The organism is Gluconacetobacter asukensis (genome assembly GCF_014174375.1).
Taxonomy (GTDB): domain Bacteria; phylum Pseudomonadota; class Alphaproteobacteria; order Acetobacterales; family Acetobacteraceae; genus Gluconacetobacter; species Gluconacetobacter asukensis.
In genome coordinates this window covers 129636-150000 of sequence record NZ_JABEQE010000001.1, presented here as the reverse complement: position 1 = coordinate 150000, position 20365 = coordinate 129636, and the positions used below count along the sequence as shown (strand labels likewise).

Below are 20365 nucleotides of genomic sequence, written 5' to 3'. Positions count from 1 at the left end.
TCGCGGTTGTTACCGTTGCTTCTTGCCTGGCCGTTACAGAACCGACAGCACGAACAGCATGATCTGTAATGACCCGAAAGCGGGAGTGCGAGTCACTGTTTATTGCCGACTATTACGACTTAACAGACTGAAACATAAGGACAAAATAAAGACACAAAGTTTGTTTCAGGGGAACTTCCCGAAGCGCGCCTGATAACACGCACCGGAAGGCCGGGCCCGGAAAAAGGAGACCCTGCTCGGAAATGTGGGCTGGCGAGCGAGAGTGCCGCGCAGCGGCACGCCCAGCGTGTGTTTCCGAGCATCGGAGCGGAGCGGCCTTGATGGCCGAGAGCACCGAAGCGCAGGGAACGCGCGCCGGATCGCCACCAGCCTGAGCTTCCCTGACGGCGGGAGGCCGGGCCTGGAAAAGGGAGACCCTGGCCGGAAATGTGGGCTGGTGAGCGAGAGCGGCCCGTCAGGGCCGCGGCCGGCGTGTGTTTCCGAGCATCGCAGCGGAGCGGCCTTGATGGCCGTGAGCAGCGAAGCGCAGGGAACGCGCGCCGGATCGCCACCAGCGCGCATTTACGGCCAGGGTCTCAGGGTTGGCGGCGGAGGAAGGCGGGGATATCCAACCCCACCTCGTCGGCCGAGGCCTGGCGGACTGTGGCGGAGGGTTCCTGTTCCGGCAGGGCGGGTTCGGCGCGCTGGGTCTCCTGCGCCGGGGTTGCGCCACGGCGCAGGACGCCGGTGACGATGTTGAACAGGCTGCCGCGCTGGGCCGCGGGTTGCGGTTCGGGCGCGCGCGGCTGTTCGGAGAACAGGGACGAGCGCGGCGAGGGGCGGGCGCCCTGATGGAACATCTGCTGCGGCGCGGAATGGGGCGAGGGGGCCGCGACCGGCGGGGTGTTCATGAAATTGGGCGCGGGGCGGGCGGCCTGTGCGGCGGCGTCGGCCTGCGCCTGGGCTTCGGCCGTCGGCTGGGCGGTGGCCGCCGCCGGCTGGGTGTCGCTGCCCTGCGCCGGTGCGGCTTCGGCGGGTTGCGGCTCTGCCGCGCGGACCGAGGGTGTGTCGATGCCCGTGGCGACCACGGACACGCGGATGCGGCCGGTCAGCGATTCGTCGATGGCCGAGCCGAAGATGATGTTGGCGTCCTCGGCCACTTCCTCGCGGATGCGGTTGGCGGCCTGATCGACCTCGTACAGCGTCATGTCGTCGCCGCCGGTGATGTTGATCAGCAGGCCGCGTGCGCCGGCCATCGAGGTATCTTCCAGCAGCGGGTTGGAGATGGCGTCCTCGGCGGCGGAAATGGCGCGGTTGTCGCCCTCGGCCTCGCCGGTGCCCATCATCGCCTTGCCCATCTCGGCCATGACGGTGCGGATGTCGGCGAAATCGAGATTGACCAGGCCGGGTGCCATCATCAGGTCGGTGACGCCGCGCACGCCCATATACAGGACGTTGTCGGCCATCTTGAACGCGTCCTTCCAGCTCGTCCGCTCGGTGGCGAGGCGGAAGAGGTTCTGGTTGGGGATGACGATGAGCGTGTCGACATATTGCTGAAGCTCGGCAATGCCGGCATCGGCCGATTTGGTGCGGCGGCCGCCTTCGAAGGTGAAGGGCTTGGTGACGACGCCCACGGTGAGGATGCCGCGCTCGCGCGCCATGCGGGCGATGACCGGTGCCGCACCCGTACCCGTGCCGCCGCCCATGCCGGCGGTGATGAAGACCATGTGTGCGCCTTCGAGATGGCGCGCCAGTTCGTCGGCGGCTTCCTCGGCGGCGGCGCGGCCGATTTCCGGCTTGGCGCCGGCGCCCAGGCCCTGCGTGAGATGCGGGCCGAGCTGGACGCGGCGATCGGCCTTGCTGTGGGACAATTGCTGCGCGTCGGTGTTGGCGACGACGAATTCCACGCCCTGGAGCTGCGACTGGATCATGTTGTCGACAGCGTTGGTTCCGCCGCCGCCCACGCCGATCACGGTAATCCGCGGCGTGAAATCGGAGTGGTTCTGCTGCGGAATGCTGAGATTCAGGGTCATCGACGTCTCCCAGGACGAGTCGTTAGATTTTTGGGTACCGATTCGCATGCGGATTTTCAGGGGATATTCTGAATCATCTTCCTATACCCTGTCTCGTATGAATTCCACGACGCGGCGAAGGAAACCGCGCGGCCGGGGCTCGGAGAAATCCATGTCGCCCAGCGCGCCGCCGCCGCCCGCCGCCCAGGCCAGCAGGCCGGCCGAGGTGGCGAAGGAGGGCCAGGCCGCCGCATCCTCGGGCAGGCCGCGAATGTTGTTCGGCCGGCCCAGCCGCACCTGGCGGTTGAGGATGCGCGCGGCCATGTTGCCCACCCCGTCCAGCAGGGACGCGCCGCCCGTCAGCACCACGCGGCCGTCGGTTGCCCGGCCGACGCCCGCCGATTCCAGCCGGTCGCGCACCATCTCCAGCGTTTCCTCGATCCGTGGCCGGATGATGGAGACCACCTTGGAGCGGGAAATATTGACGAATTGATGTTCGTTGTCGCCGATGAGCTGGACCGGCAGTACGTCCAGATCGTCATCGCCCGACAGTTCGGCCGAACCGTACATCGTCTTCAGCCATTCCGCGCTGTCGATCGAGGTGGACAGAACATGGGCGATGTCGCGGGTGACATGCATGCCGCCGACCGGCAGGCAGGCGGTGTGCAGCAGATGGCCCTCGCCGAAGATGGCGATGGAGGTGGTGCCGCCGCCCATGTCGACCACCGTGACGCCCAGTTCGCGCTCGTCCTCGTCCAGCACCGACAGGCCGGAGGCGAGGGGGGCGGAGACCAGTTCCTCGATCTTGAGTTCGGCGCGCGAGAGCACGGTTTCCAGATTGCGCAGCGCGGTGGTCGATGAGTCGATGACATGCAGGCGCGAGGTGAGCTGGTCGCACAGATGGCCGCGCGGATCGGGCACGCCGGCGGTTTCGTCCACCGAGAAATCCAGCGGGATGGTGTGGATGGTCGAGCGGCCCTCGGTCTGGGCGCGCATCTGGCCCTCGGTCACGACGCGGCGGACGTCGGCGGCCGTGATCTCGCGCCCGCCCACGGGCCAGCGGACATTGAACAGCCGGCTTTCCGGATGGCCGCAGGACAGGTTGACATACACGCGGTCCAGCCGCCGTTCGGCGGCGTCTTCGGCCTGGCCGACCGCGGCGCGGATGGCGGCCTCGGCATCGTGCAGGTTGACGATGCCGCCGCAGCGCACGCCGTGCGACCGGCGCCAGCCATGGCCCAGCACGCGCAGCGTGCCGTCGGCTTCGCCCCGTCCGATCAGGCACATGATCTTGGTCGAGCCGATATCCAGCACCCCGAACGTGCCCGGCCGCCAGGCGCGCGGCGGCATGGGTTCGTCCGGCGGCGGCAGCGCCACGCTGCGGCCGGACTGCGTGGCCGGCACCAGGGACTGGTCGCGCCGCCGGGCACGGCGGCGGCGCGGGGCGCGCGGAGCGGATTCGCTATCCTGCGGGACCACGACCAGATCGTTCATGCGCGCCTCCTCGCTTCGGGCTCGCCATTCGGCGGCAGGTTGGGAACCGGTGGGGGCAGGGCCTTGCGGGGCTGGGCCTGCCCGGATGGGGTGGTGGACGGGGAGGCGGCTGGCGGTGCCAGCGCCGAAACCGGCGGCGGGAGGCCGTGCGGCGCGGCGGCGGGCGCGTGGGTGGGCGCCCGTTGGTCGGCGGGCGGCACCCGGGGGGCGGCCCTGGGCGGCGGGGCGTTGCCGTTGCCGGCGGGTGCGGTGCCGTCATGGGGAGTAGCGGCGGGCTTCGGTGCGCCCGGGGCTTGCGGGTTTGCCGCGGGCTGGCCGTCGGCGGCGGGATCGGCCGGGGGTGGCTGTTCCACCACCATCCGGTCGGGCAGGCGCAAATCGATGCTGATCACCGGGCGGTCCAGCAGCTTCATCGCGGCCTGGAGATCGGCCAGCCGTTTCAGGGCCGGGATTTCCTCGCCTTCGGGCAGAAGCACTGTGGTGCCGTCGCGCAGGACCAGGTTCCAGCGGCGCAGGCCGACGCGGACGGCGGCGGCCACATGGTCGCGCACCACGGGCTGGCCCGCCAGCGCGTCGATCAGCGGTGCGGCGGCTTCGTTGGCGCCCAGCCCGACCACCAGCGGCAATTGCATGAAGGCCTGGGCGTCCTTGCCGGTCATGCCCTGGTCGCGCACCTGGTTGCCGGCGCGGTCGATCAGCATGAAGCGCCCCTGGTTCTGCCAGACGGCGAAGGGGCTGCGCTCGGTCAGGCGCACGACGATGGTGCCGGGCAGGTGGCGTTCGACCACCGAATGATCGACGAAGGGCAGGGCGTCGATCCGTTCGCGCGCGCCCTCGACCGAGAAGCCCAGGACCGGATCGCCCACATGCACGCCCAGCGCGTCGCGCAATGCGGCCTCGTTGGTCAGCACGCGGCCGCTGACCTGGATGTCGGTGATGCGCAGCGGCAGCATGCTGACCAGCCGGGCGCGGATCGGGGCGAATTGTTCCTCGGACTTCATGTCGCGCACCACCACCGCGCCGCCGGCCCCGGCGGCCAGAAGGACGATCGCCAGCCCGAGCGGCCGCACCATGCGGCGTCGCCGCCGCAGGAAGATCGACAGCCGTGAGGGGCGGTCGTCGCGATTGTCTCCTGTCCGTCTCATGGAAGGCTCATGGGGGAGGGCTCATGGGATCGTCAGCCGCCCGTGCGTATCGTCATGTGCGGCATGCGGCGTGCTCGACCATCCAGCGGCAGAGCGCGCCATAGCCGATCCCCTGCGTCTGGGCCTGTTCGGGCAGCAGGGAGGTCGGGGTCATGCCGGGCTGGGTGTTGACCTCCAGGATGACGAGGCGGCCGGGGCCGTCGCCGCACTGCGTGTCGTCATAGCGGAAATCGGTGCGGGTGGCGCTGGTGCAGCCGAGCGCACGGTGGGCGGCGGCGGCGAGGTCCAGCGCCTGGGCGAAGGCGTCCGGATGGATCCGCGCGGGCAGGACGTGCTGCGATCCGCCGGCCTGGTATTTGGCAGCGTAATCGTAGAATTCGTGCCCCGTGGCGGGATTGGGGGTGATGTCGGTGACGGTCAGGGCGCGGTCGCCCATCACGCCCACCGTCAGTTCGCGGCCGGGGATGAATTCCTCGACCAGGGCGTGGGGGCCGTAGGTCCAGGCGGCGGTGATGGCGGCGCGGCGGTTGGAGCCGGTGCGGACGATCTCGACCCCCACCGACGAGCCCTCGTTCAGCGGCTTGATGACATAGGGGGCGGGCAGCGGGTCGGCGGCCGGGAAAACGGCGATGTCGATGACGGCGCCTGCGGCCACCGGCAGGCCGGCGGCGAGGAAGACGGCGCGGGCCGCTGCCTTGTCCATCGCCGTGGCCGAGGCGCGGACGCCGGAATGGGTGTAGGGGATGTCCATCCAGTCCAGCACGCCCTGGATCGCGCCGTCCTCGCCCAGGCGGCCATGCAGGGCGTTGAACACCACGTCGGGGCGGTGGGTGGTGAGGTCGGCCACGATCGCGCCCAGGTCGGGGCCGGCATCGAGCACGTGGACCTCGTACCCTTCCTCGCGCAGGGCGGCGCTGATGCCCGCGCCGCTGGAGAGGCTGACCCTGCGTTCGGCGGAGATGCCGCCCATCAGGACGGTGACGCGCCGCGCCGGGGTGCGGGTGGTCATGGCGTTTCTCCTGTCTCGGCGTCGGTGGGCGTGGCATCGACTGGCGGGGTGGCGCGGCCGATGCGCTTGATTTCCCACTCCAGCAGGATACCGGTGCGGGCCTGCACCCGCGCGCGGACCGTCTCGCCCAGTTCTTCCAGGTCGGCGGCGCTGGCGTGGCCGGTGTTGAGCATGAAGTTGCAGTGTTTTTCGCTGATCTGCGCGTCGTGCAGCGTGAGGCCCCGGCAGCCGGCGGCGTCGATCAGTTCCCACGCCTTGCCGTGTTCGGGATTGCGGAAGGTCGAGCCGCCGGTGCGGGCCCGCGTGGGCTGCGACTCTTCGCGCGACTGGCGGATGGTGGCGATGGCCTGGCGGATCTCGGCCGGGTCGGCCGGGGTGGCGCGCAGGCGGGCGCGGGTGACCACGGCGCCGGCCGGCAGGCGCGAGCGGCGATAGCCGAAGCCCAGCGCCGGGCCGGACAGGCGGACGGTGTTGCCGTCGCGGGTCACGATGTCCGCCCAGTCGAGGACGGTCGCGATGTCCGAGCCGTAGGCGCCGGCATTCATGGCCACCGCGCCGCCGATCGAGCCGGGGATGCCGGCGAGGAATTCCAGCCCCTTGAGGCCGGCGCCGGCTGCGTGTTCGGCCACCACCATGTCGAGGCATGCGGCGCCGACGACCAGCCCGTCAGGCTCGACCGTGATGTCGGCGAAGCCGCCGCCGAGGCGGATGACCAGCCCGTCGATGCCGCCGTCGCGCACGATGACGTTGGAGCAGGCGCCCAGCACCGTGACCGGCAGGTCCGGCGGCAGGTGGCGCAGCGCGTGCGCGAGATCGTCGGCGTCGGCCGGTTGCAGCAGCAGGTCCGCCGGGCCGCCGACGCGGAACCAGGTGCGCGCGCCCAGCGGCGCGTCGGCGCTCAGCCGGCCGCGCAGGCCGGCGAGGGCCGCGCGGACCGTGTCGGTCCAGTTCTGGTCCGTGGTGGCGGCCGGCATGGTCATGCCGCGCAGTCGCCCTTGCGGGCATTGGGGTTCTGCAGGGCGGCGAGCTGGGCGGGGAGGGCCTGCGCCCAGCCGGTGATGTTGCCGGCACCCAGGCAGACGACGAAATCGCCCGGTTTGGCGATGGCATGGACCATTTCGGCCAGATGTTCCGGATCGGGCAGCGGTACCACCGAACGGTGGCCGCGCTCGCGCAGGCCGTCGACCAGCGTGTCGCGGTTGATGCCGTCGATCGGGGCCTCGCCGGCCGCGTAGACATCGGCGACGATCACGGTGCCGGCGTCGTTCATGCAGGTGCAGAATTCGCCGAACAGGCTTTGCAGGCGCGAATAGCGGTGAGGCTGCACCACGGCGATGACGTCGCGCGCGCCGGCCTGGCGGGCGGCCTTGAGCACGGCGGCGATTTCCACCGGGTGGTGGCCGTAATCGTCGATCACGGTGATGCCGCCGGTCTCGCCCGTGCGGGTGAAGCGGCGCTTGACGCCCCTGAAGCCGGCGAAGGCCGAGCGGATGGTGGCGTCGTCGATATCCATCTCCACCGCCACGGCGATCGCGGCCAGCGCGTTCTGCACATTGTGGTGGCCCAGCATGGGCAGGCGGAACGGCCCCGCGCGGCGGGTGCGGTTGCGGTTGCGGTTGGTGACCACGACCTCGAACGTCGCGCCCAGCTTGTCGGTGATCACCTTCTCGGCGCGGATGTCGGCCTGGGGGGAGAAGCCGTAGGTGACGATGCGGTGGTCGGAGAGGCGGGGGATCATCTGCTGCACCGCCGGGTGGTCGATGCACAGGACCGCGAAGCCGTAGAAGGGGATGTTGGAGACGAACTGGTCGTAGGCCGCCTGCATCGCCTCCGGCGTGCCCCAATGGTCCAGATGTTCCGGGTCCATGTTGGTGACCACGGTGATGACCGAGGGGAGGCGCAGGAACGAGCCGTCGCTCTCATCGGCCTCGACCACCATCCAGTCGCCCGAGCCCATGCGGGTGTTGGTGCCGTAGGCCTCGATGATGCCGCCATTGATGACGGTGGGGTCGAGCCGGGCGGCTTCCAGCACCGCCGCGACCAGGCTGGTGGTGGTGGTCTTGCCGTGGGTGCCGCCCACCGCGACGGACCAGCGCAGGCGCATCAGTTCGGCCAGCATCTCGGCCCGGCGCACGACGGGGATGAGGCGGGCGCGTGCGGCCACGACCTCGGGATTGTCGCGCTTGACGGCGGTGGAGGTGACGACGACCTGGGCCTGGCCGAGATTGGCGGCGTCATGGCCGATCGCGACCGGGATGCCCGCCGCGCGCAGGCGCAGCACGTTGGCGCTCTCGGCGATATCCGAACCCTGCACGGCATAGCCCAGCATGTGCAGCACCTCGGCGATGCCGGACATGCCGATGCCGCCGATCCCGACGAAATGAATGGTGCCGATGGAAAGGGGCAGGGCTCTCATGAGGTGGTCTCCGTGGTGGCGGCTGTCAGCGTGGCGGCGGCTGTCGGATAGGCGGGGTCGGGGCGGTGATGCAAGAGTCCTTCGACCAGATCGGCCAGACGTTCCGCGGCGTCGGGCCGGCCGAGGCTGCGTGCGGCTGCTGCCGCGCCGGCCAGGGTGGCGGGGTCGGAGAGCAGGGACTCCAGCCGCGCCGCCAGGGACGGGGCGGTGAAATCGGGCTGGCGGATCATCCAGCCGGCGCCGGCCGTGACCATGGAAGCCGCGTTGGCGCCCTGTTCGTCGCTGGCGGCGATGGGCAGCGGGACCAGGATTGCCGGCCGCCCGGCATCGGTCAGTTCCGCGACCGAAGAGCCGCCGGCGCGCCCGATGACCAGATGGGCTGCGCCCAGCAGGTCGGCGACGTTGGCGAAGAAGGGGGAGATCTCGGCCGGGATGCCCAGCGTGGCGTAGGTGGCGCGTACGCGCTCGGCATCCTCGGCGCGGGCCTGCTGGGTGATGCGCAGGCGCGCGCGCAGGGCGGCGGGCAGGCGGGTGATGGCGTCCGGCACCACGTCGCTGAACACGCGGGCACCGAGCGATCCGCCCCAGACCAGAAGGCGGATCTCGTTCCCCGGCGGGGTGTAGGGCTGGTCGTGCAGGGCGGCGATGGCGTCGCGCACCGGCATGCCGGTCAGGGTGGTACGGGCCCCTGTCGGCAGGCGGGCGACCTGGGAGAAGGAGGTGGCGATGCCGTCGGCGAAGCGTGCGAGCTGGGCGTTGGCCTGGCCCAGCACGGCATTGCCCTCGTGCAGGATGATCAGCGGCCGGTGGCGGCCGAGCAGGCGCGCGCCCAGCAGCGGGGGCACGGACGGGTAGCCGCCGAAGCCCACCACCGCTGCCGCGTCCAGCCGGCGCAGGATGGTGCGGGCCTGGAGCGTGCCGCGCGCCAGGGCCACGGCCGCGCGGGCGGCGCGGGCCAGCCCGTGTCCGGCGATGCCGGCGCCGGGGAGGACGAATTGCTGCCCCTGGGCGAAGATGCCGTGGTCGCGCGCGCCCGCGCGCTGGTCGGTCATCAGGGCGATCGTGTGTCCGCGCGCCGCCAGCGCGTGGGCCAGGGCCTCGGCCGGAATGAAATGGCCGCCGGTTCCACCGGCGGCGATGACGATCGGGCGGGGCGCGCCGGAGGGGGGCAGCGTGCTCATGCGGTGGCCTTTCGTGCCCGGAAGGCGGGGCGCCCGCGCGGAATCCGGCTTTCGCCCACGCGGTGCCGTGTCAGGGCCAGCACCATGCCGATGGTCAGCGCCACCGACATGGCCGACGAGCCGCCATAGGAGATGAAGGGCAGGGTCATGCCCTTGGTCGGGATCAGATGCAGGGTCGAGCCCATGTTGACGAAGGCCTGGAGGCCGAAACCCGTGACCAGCCCCACGGTTGCCACGACGATGAACGGGTCGTCCTCGCGCAGCAGTTTCAGCAGCGTCCGCACCACGATCAGGCAGAACACGCCGATGATGAACAGGCAGACCAGCATGCCGAATTCCTCGCCCGCGACGGCGAAGACGAAATCGGCATGGGCGTCGGGCAGCAGGTCCTTCACCCGTCCCTCGCCGGGGCCGCGCCCCATCAGGCCGCCATTGCCGAAGGCGCGCAAAGCGGTGTCGATCTGGTAATGGTCGCCGACATTGGGGTGCAGGAAGCGTTCGACGCGCGAGCGGACATGGGGAAAGGCCACATAGGCGCCCAGGAAGGCCGCGATCATGCAGCCGGCGCCGGCGCCGACGAAGAAGATGTTCAGCCCGTCGATGAAGAGCTGGGCCATGAAGACCGTGGTGATGACGCTGAGCATGCCGATATCGGGCTGCGATTTCAGCAGCAGCAGGATGATTGCGAACAGGCCCAGCGCGATGGGCATGCCCGGCAGCAGGCGGCGGTGGCGGCGTTCGGTCAGCAGCCAGGCGGTGACGACGGCGAAGCAGGGTTTGAGGAATTCCGAGGGCTGGACCGACATCATCGGCAGGGCGATCCAGCGCCGTGCGCCCTTGATTTCGATACCGTGGACCAGGGTGAGGGCCGTGGCGGCGGTGGCCAGGACGAAGCCTGCCAGCGCCAGCCGCCGGATGCCGCGCGGCGAGAGCAGGGAGGTGGCCACCACGATCAGGCCGGCCAGGGACAGGAAGACCACCTGCTTGAGGATGAACATGTCGCGCGAGGCGCCGATGCGCGTGGCCACGGCCGGGCTGGCGGCCAGCATCAGCACATAGCCGAAGCCGATCAGGATGCAGACGCAGGAGAGCGTCACGCGGTCGACATTGCGCCACCAGCGGGCAAGGAACGAGGTATCGACGCGTGACGCGGCCATCAGCCTTCTCCCTTCGTGCCGGCCAGTTCGTGGACGCGTTCGGCGAAATGCCGGCCGCGATGTTCGAAGCTCTTGTACTGGTCGAAGCTGGCGCAGGCGGGGGACAGCAGGACGGTGCCGGCGCCGGTCTGGCGTGCCAGGTCGAAGGCCAGGGGAACGGCTGCTTCCATCGTGCCCGCCAGCGTATGGGGGACGTTGTGCGCGGCCAGTGTCTCGGCCAGGGCCGGGGCGTCCTGCCCGATCAGCACGGCATGGGCGATGCGGGGGAAAAGCGGCGCGAGGTCGTCGATTCCACCGGCCTTGGCGACCCCGCCCGCGATCCAGACCAGCCGGTCGTAGCAGCCCAGGGCGCGGGACGCGGAATCGGCGTTGGTGGCCTTGCTGTCGTCGATGAAGAGGATGCCCGCCACCGTGGCGACCGGTTTCTGTCGGTGGGGCAGGCCGGCGAAGCTGCGCAGCGCGGGGGCGATAGCGGCGCGCGGCACGCCCAGCGCCAGGGCCATGGCCGTGGCCGCCGCCGCGTTTTCGGCATTGTGCGCGCCCGGCAGGGCGGGGGCCTCGGCCAGGTCCGCGATCTCGCCTTCCTCGTCACGCAGGATGCCGCCGGCGCCGGAGAGGTCGGCGTTGGGGGAGGTGCCCGAGATGGTCAGGACCCGGTCGCCGCTGGCGGCCAGCCTGTCGACCATGCGGGGAACGCTGTCCCCCGGCGCGTCGCCGAAGCCCAGCACGGCCAGGTCGCCCATGCGCTGGCTGTCGAAGATATGCCATTTGGCACGCAGATAGCCCTGCATGTCGCCATGGCGGTCCAGATGGTCGGGCGTCAGGTTCAGCAGGCAGGCGACGGTGAAATGCAGGTCCTGCAGGCGTTCCAGCATGTAGGACGACATTTCCAGCACGTAGACGCCATTGTCGGGCAGCAGCGGCAGGGACAGCGATGCCGGCCCCAGATTGCCGCCCGCCACCGCCGGGATGCCGGCCGTGGCCAGCATGTGCGTCAGCAGGGACGTGGTGGTCGATTTGCCGTTGGTGCCGGTGATGCCGGCGAAGCGGGCCCGCGAACCCGCGCGGCGCACCGCCTGGAACAGCAGGTCGGCGTCGGACAGGATGGGGATGCCGGCCTCGCGCGCCATCAGCGCCACCGGATGCGGTTTGGGCAGCACATGCGGGATGCCCGGTGACAGGATCAGCGCGTCCAGGCCTTCGAGGGATTCGAAGGGGGCCACGGTGACGCCGGGGATGTCGCCCAGCGCCTGGCGGGCGCCCGCATTGTCGTCCCATGTGCGGACCGAGGCGCCCATGGCGGCCAGGGCGCGGACCACCGGGGCGCCGTTATTGCCCAGGCCCAGCACGGCGTAGCGCCGCCCGGCGAAGAGGAGGGTGGGAAAGCGGCTCATCGCAGTTTCAGCGTGGCGAGGCCACACAGTCCCAGCACGATGGAGACGATCCAGAAGCGGATCACGATCTTGGGCTCCTGCCAGCCTTTCTTTTCGAAATGATGGTGCAGGGGGGCCATCAGGAACACCCGCCGGCCGGTGCGGCGGAACCAGAAGACCTGGATGATCACCGACAGGGTTTCGACCACGAACAGGCCGCCGACGATGCACAGCACCAGCTCATGCTTGACCGCGACCGCGACCGCGCCCAGCGCGCCGCCCAGCGAGAGCGAGCCGGTATCGCCCATGAACACCGCCGCCGGGGGGGCGTTGAACCACAGGAAGCCCAGGCCTGCGCCGACCAGGGCCGAGCAGAAGACGCAGAGTTCGCCCGTGCCCGGCACCGCGTGCAGTTGCAGATAGTCCGCGAAGACGTGGTTGCCGACCAGATAGGCGATCAGCCCGAAGACCAGGGCGGCGATGATCACCGGCACGATGGCCAGACCGTCCAGCCCGTCGGTGAAATTGACCGCGTTGCCGAAGCCGGTGATCGTGATCATGGCGAAGAGCGGGAAGGCGAAGCCCAGCGGCAGCAGCCAGTCCTTCATGAAGGGAAAGGCCAGGTGATTGGCCAGGTCGGCCGGCATCAGGCTTTGCAGCCAGTAGCCGCCGATCAGCGAGACGGCGAATTCGCTGCCCAGCCGGGCGCGCTTGGACACGCCCGCCGTGTTGCGGCGTGACAGTTTGAGATAATCGTCGGCGAAGCCAACCGCGCCGAAGCCGAGCGTGATCAGCAGCACCGCCCAGACGAAGCCGTTGGTCAGGTCCGCCCACAGCAGGGTGGATGCGAACAGGGCGATCAGGATCAGCACGCCGCCCATGGTGGGGGTGCCGGCCTTCTCCAGGATATGGCGTTCCGGGCCCAGGGCGCGGATCGGCTGGCCGCCGCGCTGGATGCGGCGCAGTTGCGCGATCAGCGGCTGGCCCAGCAGCAGCGAGATGACCAGCGCCGTCAGGCAGGCCGCCCCGGCGCGGAAGGTGATGTAGCGGAACAGGTTGAGCGCCGTGATATGGGCGCCGGCGTGATGCTGGACGAGATCATAGAGCATCAGTGCGTATCCGTCCCGGTGGTGGTCAGGACCGAGACGACATCGCGCATGCGGCTGCCCAGGCTGCCCTTGACCAGGATGGTGTCGCCGGGGGCAATGGCGGCCAGGACCGTCGGCGCCAGGCTGGCCGCATCGGGCGCCCATGCGCCGCGTCGGGAAGGAGGAAGCAGGTCGAAGAGATATTGCATGTTCGGGCCGGAGCAGAAGACGAGGTCCGCATGTGCCAGGGCGGCGGACAGGAGGGATTCATGTTCGGCGCGCGCGAAGGCGCCGAGTTCGCGGATGTCGCCCAGCACGGCGATGCGGCGGGCGGTGGCCAGCAGGTCGAGCACCGCAAGCGAGGAGCGGATGGACAGGGTCGAGGCGTTGTAGCTTTCGTCGAGCAGTGCTGCCCTTCCGCCCAGGATCGGCGCCAGCTGGCCGCGCCCGGCGCCGGGGCGGAAGGCGGCGAGGGCGGACGCCGCCGTCGCGATATCGGCCCCCAGGGCCGCCACCGCCGCGAGCACGGTGGTGGCGTTGCGCGCCAGGTGGCGGCCGGGGGCGTTGAGGCGCAGCGGGTAGGGCCGGCCGGCGATGGTGACGACGGCGTCGCTGCCGTCGGCGGCGAGGGTGAGGTCCGAAAGGATGGCCATGCTGTCGGGGGCCTGTCCGACCCGCCATAATTGCGCGTCGGCGCGGGCAGCCTGTTCGGCGAAGATCGGCTGGCCCTCGGCATCGTCGGGGACGATGGCGGTGCCGCCGGGCGGCAGGGCGGCGATCAGGTCCGATTTTTCGCGCGCGATGGCGTCCAGGCTGCCCATATGGCCCAGATGGGCGCCGGCGATGGTGGTGATGATCGCGACCTCGGGGCGGACCAGGGCGGCCAGCGGGGCGATCTCGCCGGGGTGGTTCATGCCCACTTCGCACACGCAGAACGCGGCGTCGGCGGGCAGGCGGGCGAGTGTCAGCGGCACGCCCCAATGGTTGTTGTAGGACGCGGCGGCGACATGGGTGGGCCCGATGGCGCCCAGTGCCAGGCCCAGCATGTCCTTGGTCGTCGTCTTGCCCACGCTGCCGGTGACGGCGAGCATGCGGCCCCTGAAGCGAGAGCGTGCATGGCGGGCAAGATCGTTCAGCGCCGCCATCGTGTCGGGCACCAGCAGGACGCGCGGATCGGCGGCGTCGGTGCCGGCGGCCGCGCGGTCATGGATCAGCACCACCGAGGCGCCGCGCTCCAGCGCCGTGCGGACATGGGCGTGGCCGTCGCTGCTGTCGCCGACCAGGGCGATGAACAGGTCGCCGGGGGCCAGCGTGCGGGTGTCGATGGAGATGCCGGTCACGCTGACCGGTGCGTTGCCGGCGAAATGGCCGCCGGTGGCCGCTTCCAGCGCGTCGCGGGTCCACAAGACCGTCATGCCGCCACCCCGGCCGTCTGGCGGATGACGGATGCGTCGTCGAAGGGCAGGGTGGTGGTGCCGATGGTCTGACCCTGTTCATGGCCCTTGCCGGCCACCACCAGCACGTCGCCGGAGCGCAGCATCGACAGGGCCTCGGCAATCGCGCGGGCGCGGTCGCCGATTTCGATCGCGTTCGGCGCGCCGGCCAGCACGTCGCGGCGGATGGCTTCCGGGGCCTCGGTGCGGGGATTGTCGTCGGTGACGATGGCGATATCGGCGCGGTTGGCGGCCTCCTGCCCCATCAGGGGCCGTTTGCCGCGATCGCGGTCGCCGCCGGCGCCGAACACGGCGATCAGCCGGCCGGTGGCGTGGGGGCGCAGCGCGTCCAGCAGGCGGGCCAGGGCGTCGGGCGTGTGGGCGTAATCGACATAGGCCGCGGCACCGTTGGGCAGCAGGGCGGCGCGCTCCATGCGGCCGCGCACCCCTGTCAGGGTGGGCAGGAGGGCGATGGCCTGGGCCAGCCCGTCGGCGCCCGGTGCGGCCAGGGCGGCGGCCAGCAGGGCGTTGTCGGCCTGGAAGCGGCCGGGCAGCGCCAGGGTGATCTCGTGGATCGTGCCGCCAGCCTCCAGCCGCAGGCGCTGGCCTTCGGGCAGGGGGGCGCTGTCGATCAGGCGGATCGCGTCGCCTGCCATGCCGACCAGCCGCAGGTCGAAGCGTCGCCGGGCCGCGATGGCGCGGAGCGCGGCCAGGGTTTCGGGCTCCATGTCGGCATTGGCGGCCGCCAGCGCGCCTTCCGGCAGCAGCCGGTCGAACAGGGCCAGTTTGGCGGTGCGGTAGGCATCCAGCGTGCCGTGATAGTCCAGATGGTCGCGGGTGAGGTTGGTGAAGCCGGCCGCCGTGAGGTGCAGCCCGTCCAGCCGGTGCTGTTCCAGCCCGTGGGACGAGGCCTCGATCGCCAATTCGGTCACGCCGCCCTGTGCCATGGCGGCCAGCGTGTCGGCCAGCACGACACTGTCGGGCGTGGTCAGGACCGGGCCGGTGGGGGGAAGGGGCACCGGCGCGATGACGCCCAGCGTGCCGATGCTGGCGGCCTGGCGGCCCTGGCGCGTCCAGAGCTGGCGCAGGAAATCGACGGTGCTGGTCTTGCCGTTGGTGCCGGTGACGGCGGCGATCCGGCCCGGCTGCGCGCCTGCGAAAACGGCGGCCAGCAGGGCCAGCGCCCGCCTCGGTTCCTGAGTGTGGATCAGGGGGATGCCGGGTGCCGTGTCGGGCGAGACGTCGGACGGGGCGACGATGGCGGCGGCACCCGCCGCGAGGGCGGCGGGGATGAAGGCGCGGCCGTCGGCCCTTGTGCCGGGGATGGCGACGAACAGCGTGCCCGGGCGCACCTTGCGGCTGTCGGCGGTCACCAGGCTGATCGCGGGGTCCGCCATTTCGGGGGCGGGCACGCCGGCGGCGGCCAGCAGGTGGGACAGGATGTGCGTCATCCCCGGACCTCCGGATGCGTGGGGCGCCCTGACGAGGCCTGTTCGGCCCGCGCGGCGTGCAGCCGCGCGCGGGGCGTCTGGGTGGCGGAGGCGGTGTGTGCGGCCTCGTGGGCGGTGGCTTTCGGCAGGTTGCGTGGGTCGCCCGGGTCGTTGCCGGGGCCCAGCGGGCGATAGCCATGCGGCACGGCGGGTTCCAGCGGGATCGCCAGCGCGTCTTCGACCGCCTGCGGATTGGCCGTGTTGGGGAACAGGCCGAGCATCGGGCCGACGCGGGTCACGATCTTCGACACGGTGGGCGCGGCGTTCCACGCGGCCGTGGTCCAGCCGTGGGTCTGCGGGGTCGCCTTGGGGCTGTCGAGCATGACGTAGACGGCGTAATGTGGGGCGTTCATCGGAAAGATGCTGGTGAAGGCGGCGATGTTGACATGCTTCAGGTAGCCGCCATGCGGGCCGATCTTCTCGGCGGTGCCGGTCTTGCCGCCGACGAAATAGCCGGGTGATTCGGCCGTCTTGCCGGTGCCCTTGGTGACGTCCAGGCGCAGGATGCGGCGCAGCAGGGCCGAGATCTCGGGCGAGATGACGCGCGTGGCGCCCGGCATGCTGGCGGCGTTCGTGGTTTCTGTGGTCTCGGGTGTGGTGAGGACTGCCGGGGTGAGGGTGGGGGCGGCCCCGTCCGCGACAGCCGGGGTGAGCGGGGCGGTGTCGTCCGGCTGTTCGCCGTCGCGGGCCATCAGGGTCGGGTGGAGCAGGATGCCGCCATTCACGGTGGCGGCGGTGCCGCGCACGATGGCCAGCGGGGGTTCGGCGACGCCGTGGCCGAAGCCGACGGTCATGACCGTGGAAATGCCCCAGTTGCGCATCTGCGGCACGATGGGACGCCCGGCCTCGGGCAGTTCGATCGGCACCGGGGCGAAGAAGCCCATGCCGCGCAGCCACTCCTGCTGGCGCTGGGCGCCGACATCGAGCGCCATATGGGCCGCGGCGGGGTTGGATGAATAGGCCATCACCTCGTTCAGCGTCAGCCATGGGGCGAAATGATCGCTCTTCATGTCCGCGATGGTGAAGCGGCCGATATGGATGGGGATGGAGGAAAACCGGTCCCACGGATGGGCCACGCCCAGTTGCAGCGCCATGGCCGCCGTCTGGAGCTTGAAGGTCGATCCGGGTTCGTACATGCCGGTGACGGCGCGGTTGAAGCGGGCGTCGGGGTCGGCGCGGCCGAAATCGTTGGCGTCGTAATCGGGCAGGCTGACCATGGCGATGATCTCGCCGGTATTGACGTCCATGACGATGGCGCAGGCGCCGATGGCCTGGAACAGGTCCTTGGCCGCCGCCAGTTCGTCGCGCACCACGGCCTGGATGCGGACGTCGAGCGACAGGCGCAGGGGCGTGCGGTCGCGGTCCAGCCGCTTGTCCATCGAGCGTTCGATGCCGGCCACGCCGTGATCGTCGATATCGACCGCGCCGAGGATGTGGGCGGCGACCCGGCCCAGCGGGTAGTGGCGGCGCTCGCCGGGTTCGAAATAGATGCCGGGGATGCCGAGATTGTTGATGGCGACTTCCTGTATCGGCGAGATGTCGCGGGCCAGGTAGACGAACTGTTTTTTGGTCGACAGGCGGCGGATGAGTTCGGCTTCGTCAAGCGCAGGCAGGACGGTGCGCAGCTTCCTGGCCGTGTCCTGGGCGTCGATCATTTCCTGCGGGTTGGCATAGACCTGCGCCACCGGCAGCGAGATGGCCAGCACCTGCCCGTTGCGGTCGGTGACCGAGGCGCGGTGGACCTGCGGCAACGCGAAATCGCCGGCCAGCATGCCCTTGGGATCGCTGCGCGGAATCGGGGGGACCTGGGGGGCGATCTGCCGCTGTTCGGGCGCCATCGGCATGATGACCGTGGCGGTTGCCAGCTTGAGCGCTACGGCGCCGAACAGGCCGAAGAAGCCGGCCGACAGGACGAGCAGGCGGGATTGCGTGCGTTCGCGTGCCGTGCGCGTGCGCAGATCGTCGCCGGTGACCCGCACATCCATTCGCGCGGGCCGGGAGGGCCCGTCCCGCATATCGTCCGGTGTGTCGGTCGGGCCGTGGGTCATGTCACCTGTGGGGGGTCGTCAGTTGCTGACTGGAACGGGGGGCGGAAGCGCGCCGGAACGGGAGAAGCCGAGAGAAGAGCCCCTGCCGTATCCCCTTGCCTCCTCATACGGCGTGGGGGGCGCTGCCGGCCTCCAGGCCGCGACCGCGACCGGCAGCGGACGGACCGGCCTGGCGGCTGCGAAGCGCGGCGTGGATGCGGCCGCTGGCGGTAGCACGGGGCGCGCGGCGCGGGCAACGGAGAGAGCGGCATGACGGTCGGCATTATGTGTCAAATCGGGCGAAACCGGGGCGAGGTGCGGCTTCGGGGCCGCCACATGCGCCACGACCGGCTCGATCGCGGCCTGGGCCATCATGATCGGGCGCTCGGGGCGGGCCACGGCCGGGGTCGAATCGGCGACGGAGAGGTGGTGCGTCGCGAGCGGGTGCTGCACCGCCGCCGCGACCACCATCGGGGGCTGGGCGACATGGGCCGGCGCCGGCGGGACCGACGCCGCCGCCATCGGGGTGGGGGGCGCGGCGGGGCTGTCGGCGGGGGCCGGTGCGTGGGAGGCCAGGCTGTCATCGAGATGGGCGCGGGGATCGACCGCCGCCAGCGGGCGCGATCCGGGCGCGGGCAGGCGCTCGGCCAGCGAGGCCATCTGGATGAACTGGGCCGGGGCCATCGGGTGCATGTCGGGCAGGAAGCGCGCGGACAGGCTGCCCAGGCGGTCGGGCTGGTTCAGCAGGGCCCATTCCGCACGCAGCATCGCCGTCTGCTCGCGGATATGCTGCGTGTCGCCGACGATCTGCGCGATCTGATGGTCGAGGAGCGTCGTCTGGTGCTTCTTGGAATAGAGGAACAATCCGGACAGGCCGGCCATCATGGCGCAGAGGACGGTGAAGGATCGCATCATGGGCGGCGCTCCGTGGGGCTGGTGTCTGATGTGTCCGCGACGGGGAGGCGTTCGATCGCGCGCAGGCGGGCGCTGCGGGCGCGGGGATTGGCGCGGCATTCGGCGTCGCCGGGGCGCAGCGTGCGGCCGGTCAGCAGCCGGAAGGCCGGGGCTTCGTCCCGGGCCTGGATCGAGCGGGGGTCGTGGCGCGACGGGCCGGGCAGGCGGCCGGCCGCGCGGTGCATGGCCTGCTTGACCAGCCGGTCCTCCAGCGAATGGAAGGACACGACGACCAGCCGGCCGCCGGGGGCCAGCATCTCCAGCGCCTGCTCCAGCCCCGAGCGGATCTGCCCCAGCTCGTCATTGACGTGGATGCGCAGGCCCTGGAACGACCGGGTGGCGGGGTCGATGCCCGAGCGGTCGCCGGGCACGACCGAGCGGATGATCTCGGCCAGGCGGAAGGTGGTCAGGATCGGTTCCTGGGCGCGGGCGGCGACGATGGCGCGCGCCACGCGGCGGGAGAGCCGTTCCTCGCCATATTGATAGAGAATGTCGGCGAGGTCGGATTCGTCGGTCCGATTCACGATATCCGCCGCCGTCGGGCCGGTATCGCCCATGCGCATGTCCAGCGGCCCGTCATGGCGGAACGAGAAGCCGCGCGCGCCTTCGTCGATCTGGAAGGACGAGACGCCGAGATCCAGCACCACGCCGTCCAGTGCCGGGGCGCCGCGCTCTTCGAGCAGGGCGCGCATGTCGCCGAATCCGCCTTCGACCATGTGCAGGCGGCTGCTGCCGGTGCCTTCGGCGGCGCGCAGTTCGGCCTGCAGGGCCTCGCCGCGGCGGATGGCGGCGGGATCGCGGTCGATGGCCCACAGGGTGCAGCGGGCGGCGGCCAGGATGGCGCGGGCATAGCCGCCGCCGCCGAACGTGCCGTCGAGATAGGTCGCGCCGTCCCTGGGGGCCAGCATCTGCAGCACTTCGGCCAGCATGACGGGGACATGGCCGGGCGGCGGCGTGGTGCTGAGGGGCGGAGTGGTCATGGCGTTCATGCGTCGGCTTCCGGGCGCGGGGCGGCGGGGCGGGCGCCGGACAGGGCGCGCGAACGGGTCCGGGCTTCCGCGCGGCGGCGTTCGGCGGCGGCGGGTTCCCAGATCTGGAAGATCTTGCCCACGCCCATGAAGGCCACCGTTTCCGTCAGGCCGGCATGCTCCTTCAGCGGGTCGGGCAGGATGATCCGGCCCTCGCGGTCCGCGTCGATGGGATAGGCGTCGGCGTAGAGGGCGGCGGCCAGGTCGTCATGGTCGTCGGAGAAGATGTCCATGCGGTCCAGCGGCTGGCTCAGGGCTGCGAACGCGGCGGGCGGCCAGGCTTCGATGCAGGGGTGCAGGTGCGAGGGGCGCAGGATCACCAGCGATTCGCCGGGGGTGGCGTGCGTGCGCAGGGCGGTGCGGAAGGCGGCCGGGATCGAGACGCGGCCCTTGGCGTCGAGACGGTTCTGGTGGGTGCCAAGGAACACACTCACGCTATGCGATGCTCCCTTGGGTGGAATGGTTCTGAACGCAGGCGTGGCCGGGCGCCGGATGGTGCCATGCTGGGTCTGCATGGGATATCATGGGATTTTATGGGACGTCAAATTAAACGCGCGGAAATTCTGGCGGAAAACCGCT

The 20365-nt window shown here is 70.8% G+C and carries 16 protein-coding genes; all 16 read right to left on the bottom strand.

Annotation, left to right across the window (positions count from 1 at the left end; all coding sequences use genetic code 11):
- Positions 1–575: 575 nt before the first annotated feature.
- Entirely contained in the window at positions 576–2012 is a 1437-nt protein-coding gene (gene ftsZ, locus HLH35_RS00665) for a cell division protein FtsZ (protein ID WP_182977318.1), read from the bottom strand.
- Between the two features lie 81 nt (positions 2013–2093).
- Positions 2094–3485 carry a cell division protein FtsA gene (gene ftsA, locus HLH35_RS00660; protein ID WP_182977317.1) on the bottom strand — a complete coding sequence of 464 codons (1392 nt, stop codon included), beginning with the start codon at positions 3483–3485 and terminating at the stop codon, positions 2094–2096.
- A complete protein-coding gene (locus tag HLH35_RS00655; protein ID WP_182977316.1) occupies positions 3482–4630 on the bottom strand; it encodes a cell division protein FtsQ/DivIB in 1149 nt (382 codons plus the stop codon). The genes ftsA and HLH35_RS00655 overlap by 4 nt, the downstream gene beginning before the upstream one ends.
- 52 nt (positions 4631–4682) lie before the next feature.
- Complete coding sequence (locus HLH35_RS00650) at positions 4683–5639, bottom strand: D-alanine--D-alanine ligase (protein ID WP_182977315.1); 957 nt, start codon at positions 5637–5639, stop codon at positions 4683–4685.
- Positions 5636–6613: a UDP-N-acetylmuramate dehydrogenase gene (gene murB / locus HLH35_RS00645; RefSeq protein WP_182977589.1), complete on the bottom strand. Its 978-nt coding sequence runs from the start codon at positions 6611–6613 to the stop codon at positions 5636–5638. Before murB ends, HLH35_RS00650 begins: the two co-directional genes overlap by 4 nt.
- A gap of 2 nt (positions 6614–6615) precedes the next feature.
- Positions 6616–8055: a UDP-N-acetylmuramate--L-alanine ligase gene (murC, locus tag HLH35_RS00640; RefSeq protein ID WP_182977314.1), complete on the bottom strand. Its 1440-nt coding sequence runs from the start codon at positions 8053–8055 to the stop codon at positions 6616–6618.
- Positions 8052–9236 (bottom strand): undecaprenyldiphospho-muramoylpentapeptide beta-N-acetylglucosaminyltransferase, encoded by a 1185-nt coding sequence (murG, locus tag HLH35_RS00635; RefSeq protein ID WP_182977313.1) that lies wholly within the window; start codon positions 9234–9236, stop codon positions 8052–8054. The genes murC and murG overlap by 4 nt, the downstream gene beginning before the upstream one ends.
- Positions 9233–10396, bottom strand: a complete 1164-nt coding sequence (locus tag HLH35_RS00630) for an FtsW/RodA/SpoVE family cell cycle protein (RefSeq protein ID WP_182977588.1) — start codon at positions 10394–10396, stop codon at positions 9233–9235. Before HLH35_RS00630 ends, murG begins: the two co-directional genes overlap by 4 nt.
- A complete protein-coding gene (gene murD / locus HLH35_RS00625) occupies positions 10393–11787 on the bottom strand; it encodes a UDP-N-acetylmuramoyl-L-alanine--D-glutamate ligase (protein WP_182977312.1) in 1395 nt (464 codons plus the stop codon). The genes HLH35_RS00630 and murD overlap by 4 nt, the downstream gene beginning before the upstream one ends.
- The gene (gene mraY, locus HLH35_RS00620; protein WP_182977311.1) at positions 11784–12875 is read right to left on the bottom strand and encodes a phospho-N-acetylmuramoyl-pentapeptide-transferase; all 1092 of its coding nucleotides are present in this window, start codon (positions 12873–12875) and stop codon (positions 11784–11786) included. The genes murD and mraY overlap by 4 nt, the downstream gene beginning before the upstream one ends.
- Positions 12875–14269, bottom strand: a complete 1395-nt coding sequence (locus HLH35_RS00615) for a UDP-N-acetylmuramoyl-tripeptide--D-alanyl-D-alanine ligase (protein ID WP_182977310.1) — start codon at positions 14267–14269, stop codon at positions 12875–12877. Before HLH35_RS00615 ends, mraY begins: the two co-directional genes overlap by 1 nt.
- Entirely contained in the window at positions 14266–15738 is a 1473-nt protein-coding gene (locus tag HLH35_RS00610; RefSeq protein WP_182977309.1) for a UDP-N-acetylmuramoyl-L-alanyl-D-glutamate--2,6-diaminopimelate ligase, read from the bottom strand. The genes HLH35_RS00615 and HLH35_RS00610 overlap by 4 nt, the downstream gene beginning before the upstream one ends.
- The gene (locus tag HLH35_RS00605) at positions 15735–17762 is read right to left on the bottom strand and encodes a peptidoglycan D,D-transpeptidase FtsI family protein (RefSeq protein WP_408870081.1); all 2028 of its coding nucleotides are present in this window, start codon (positions 17760–17762) and stop codon (positions 15735–15737) included. Before HLH35_RS00605 ends, HLH35_RS00610 begins: the two co-directional genes overlap by 4 nt.
- Before the next feature lie 81 nt (positions 17763–17843).
- Positions 17844–18719, bottom strand: coding sequence for a cell division protein FtsL (gene ftsL, locus HLH35_RS00600; RefSeq protein ID WP_182977307.1), 876 nt, complete (start codon positions 18717–18719; stop codon positions 17844–17846).
- Positions 18716–19738: a 16S rRNA (cytosine(1402)-N(4))-methyltransferase RsmH gene (gene rsmH, locus HLH35_RS00595; protein WP_408870080.1), complete on the bottom strand. Its 1023-nt coding sequence runs from the start codon at positions 19736–19738 to the stop codon at positions 18716–18718. The genes ftsL and rsmH overlap by 4 nt, the downstream gene beginning before the upstream one ends.
- Positions 19739–19743: 5 nt before the next feature.
- Positions 19744–20220, bottom strand: coding sequence for a division/cell wall cluster transcriptional repressor MraZ (gene mraZ / locus HLH35_RS00590; protein ID WP_182967157.1), 477 nt, complete (start codon positions 20218–20220; stop codon positions 19744–19746).
- Positions 20221–20365 lie beyond the last annotated feature (145 nt).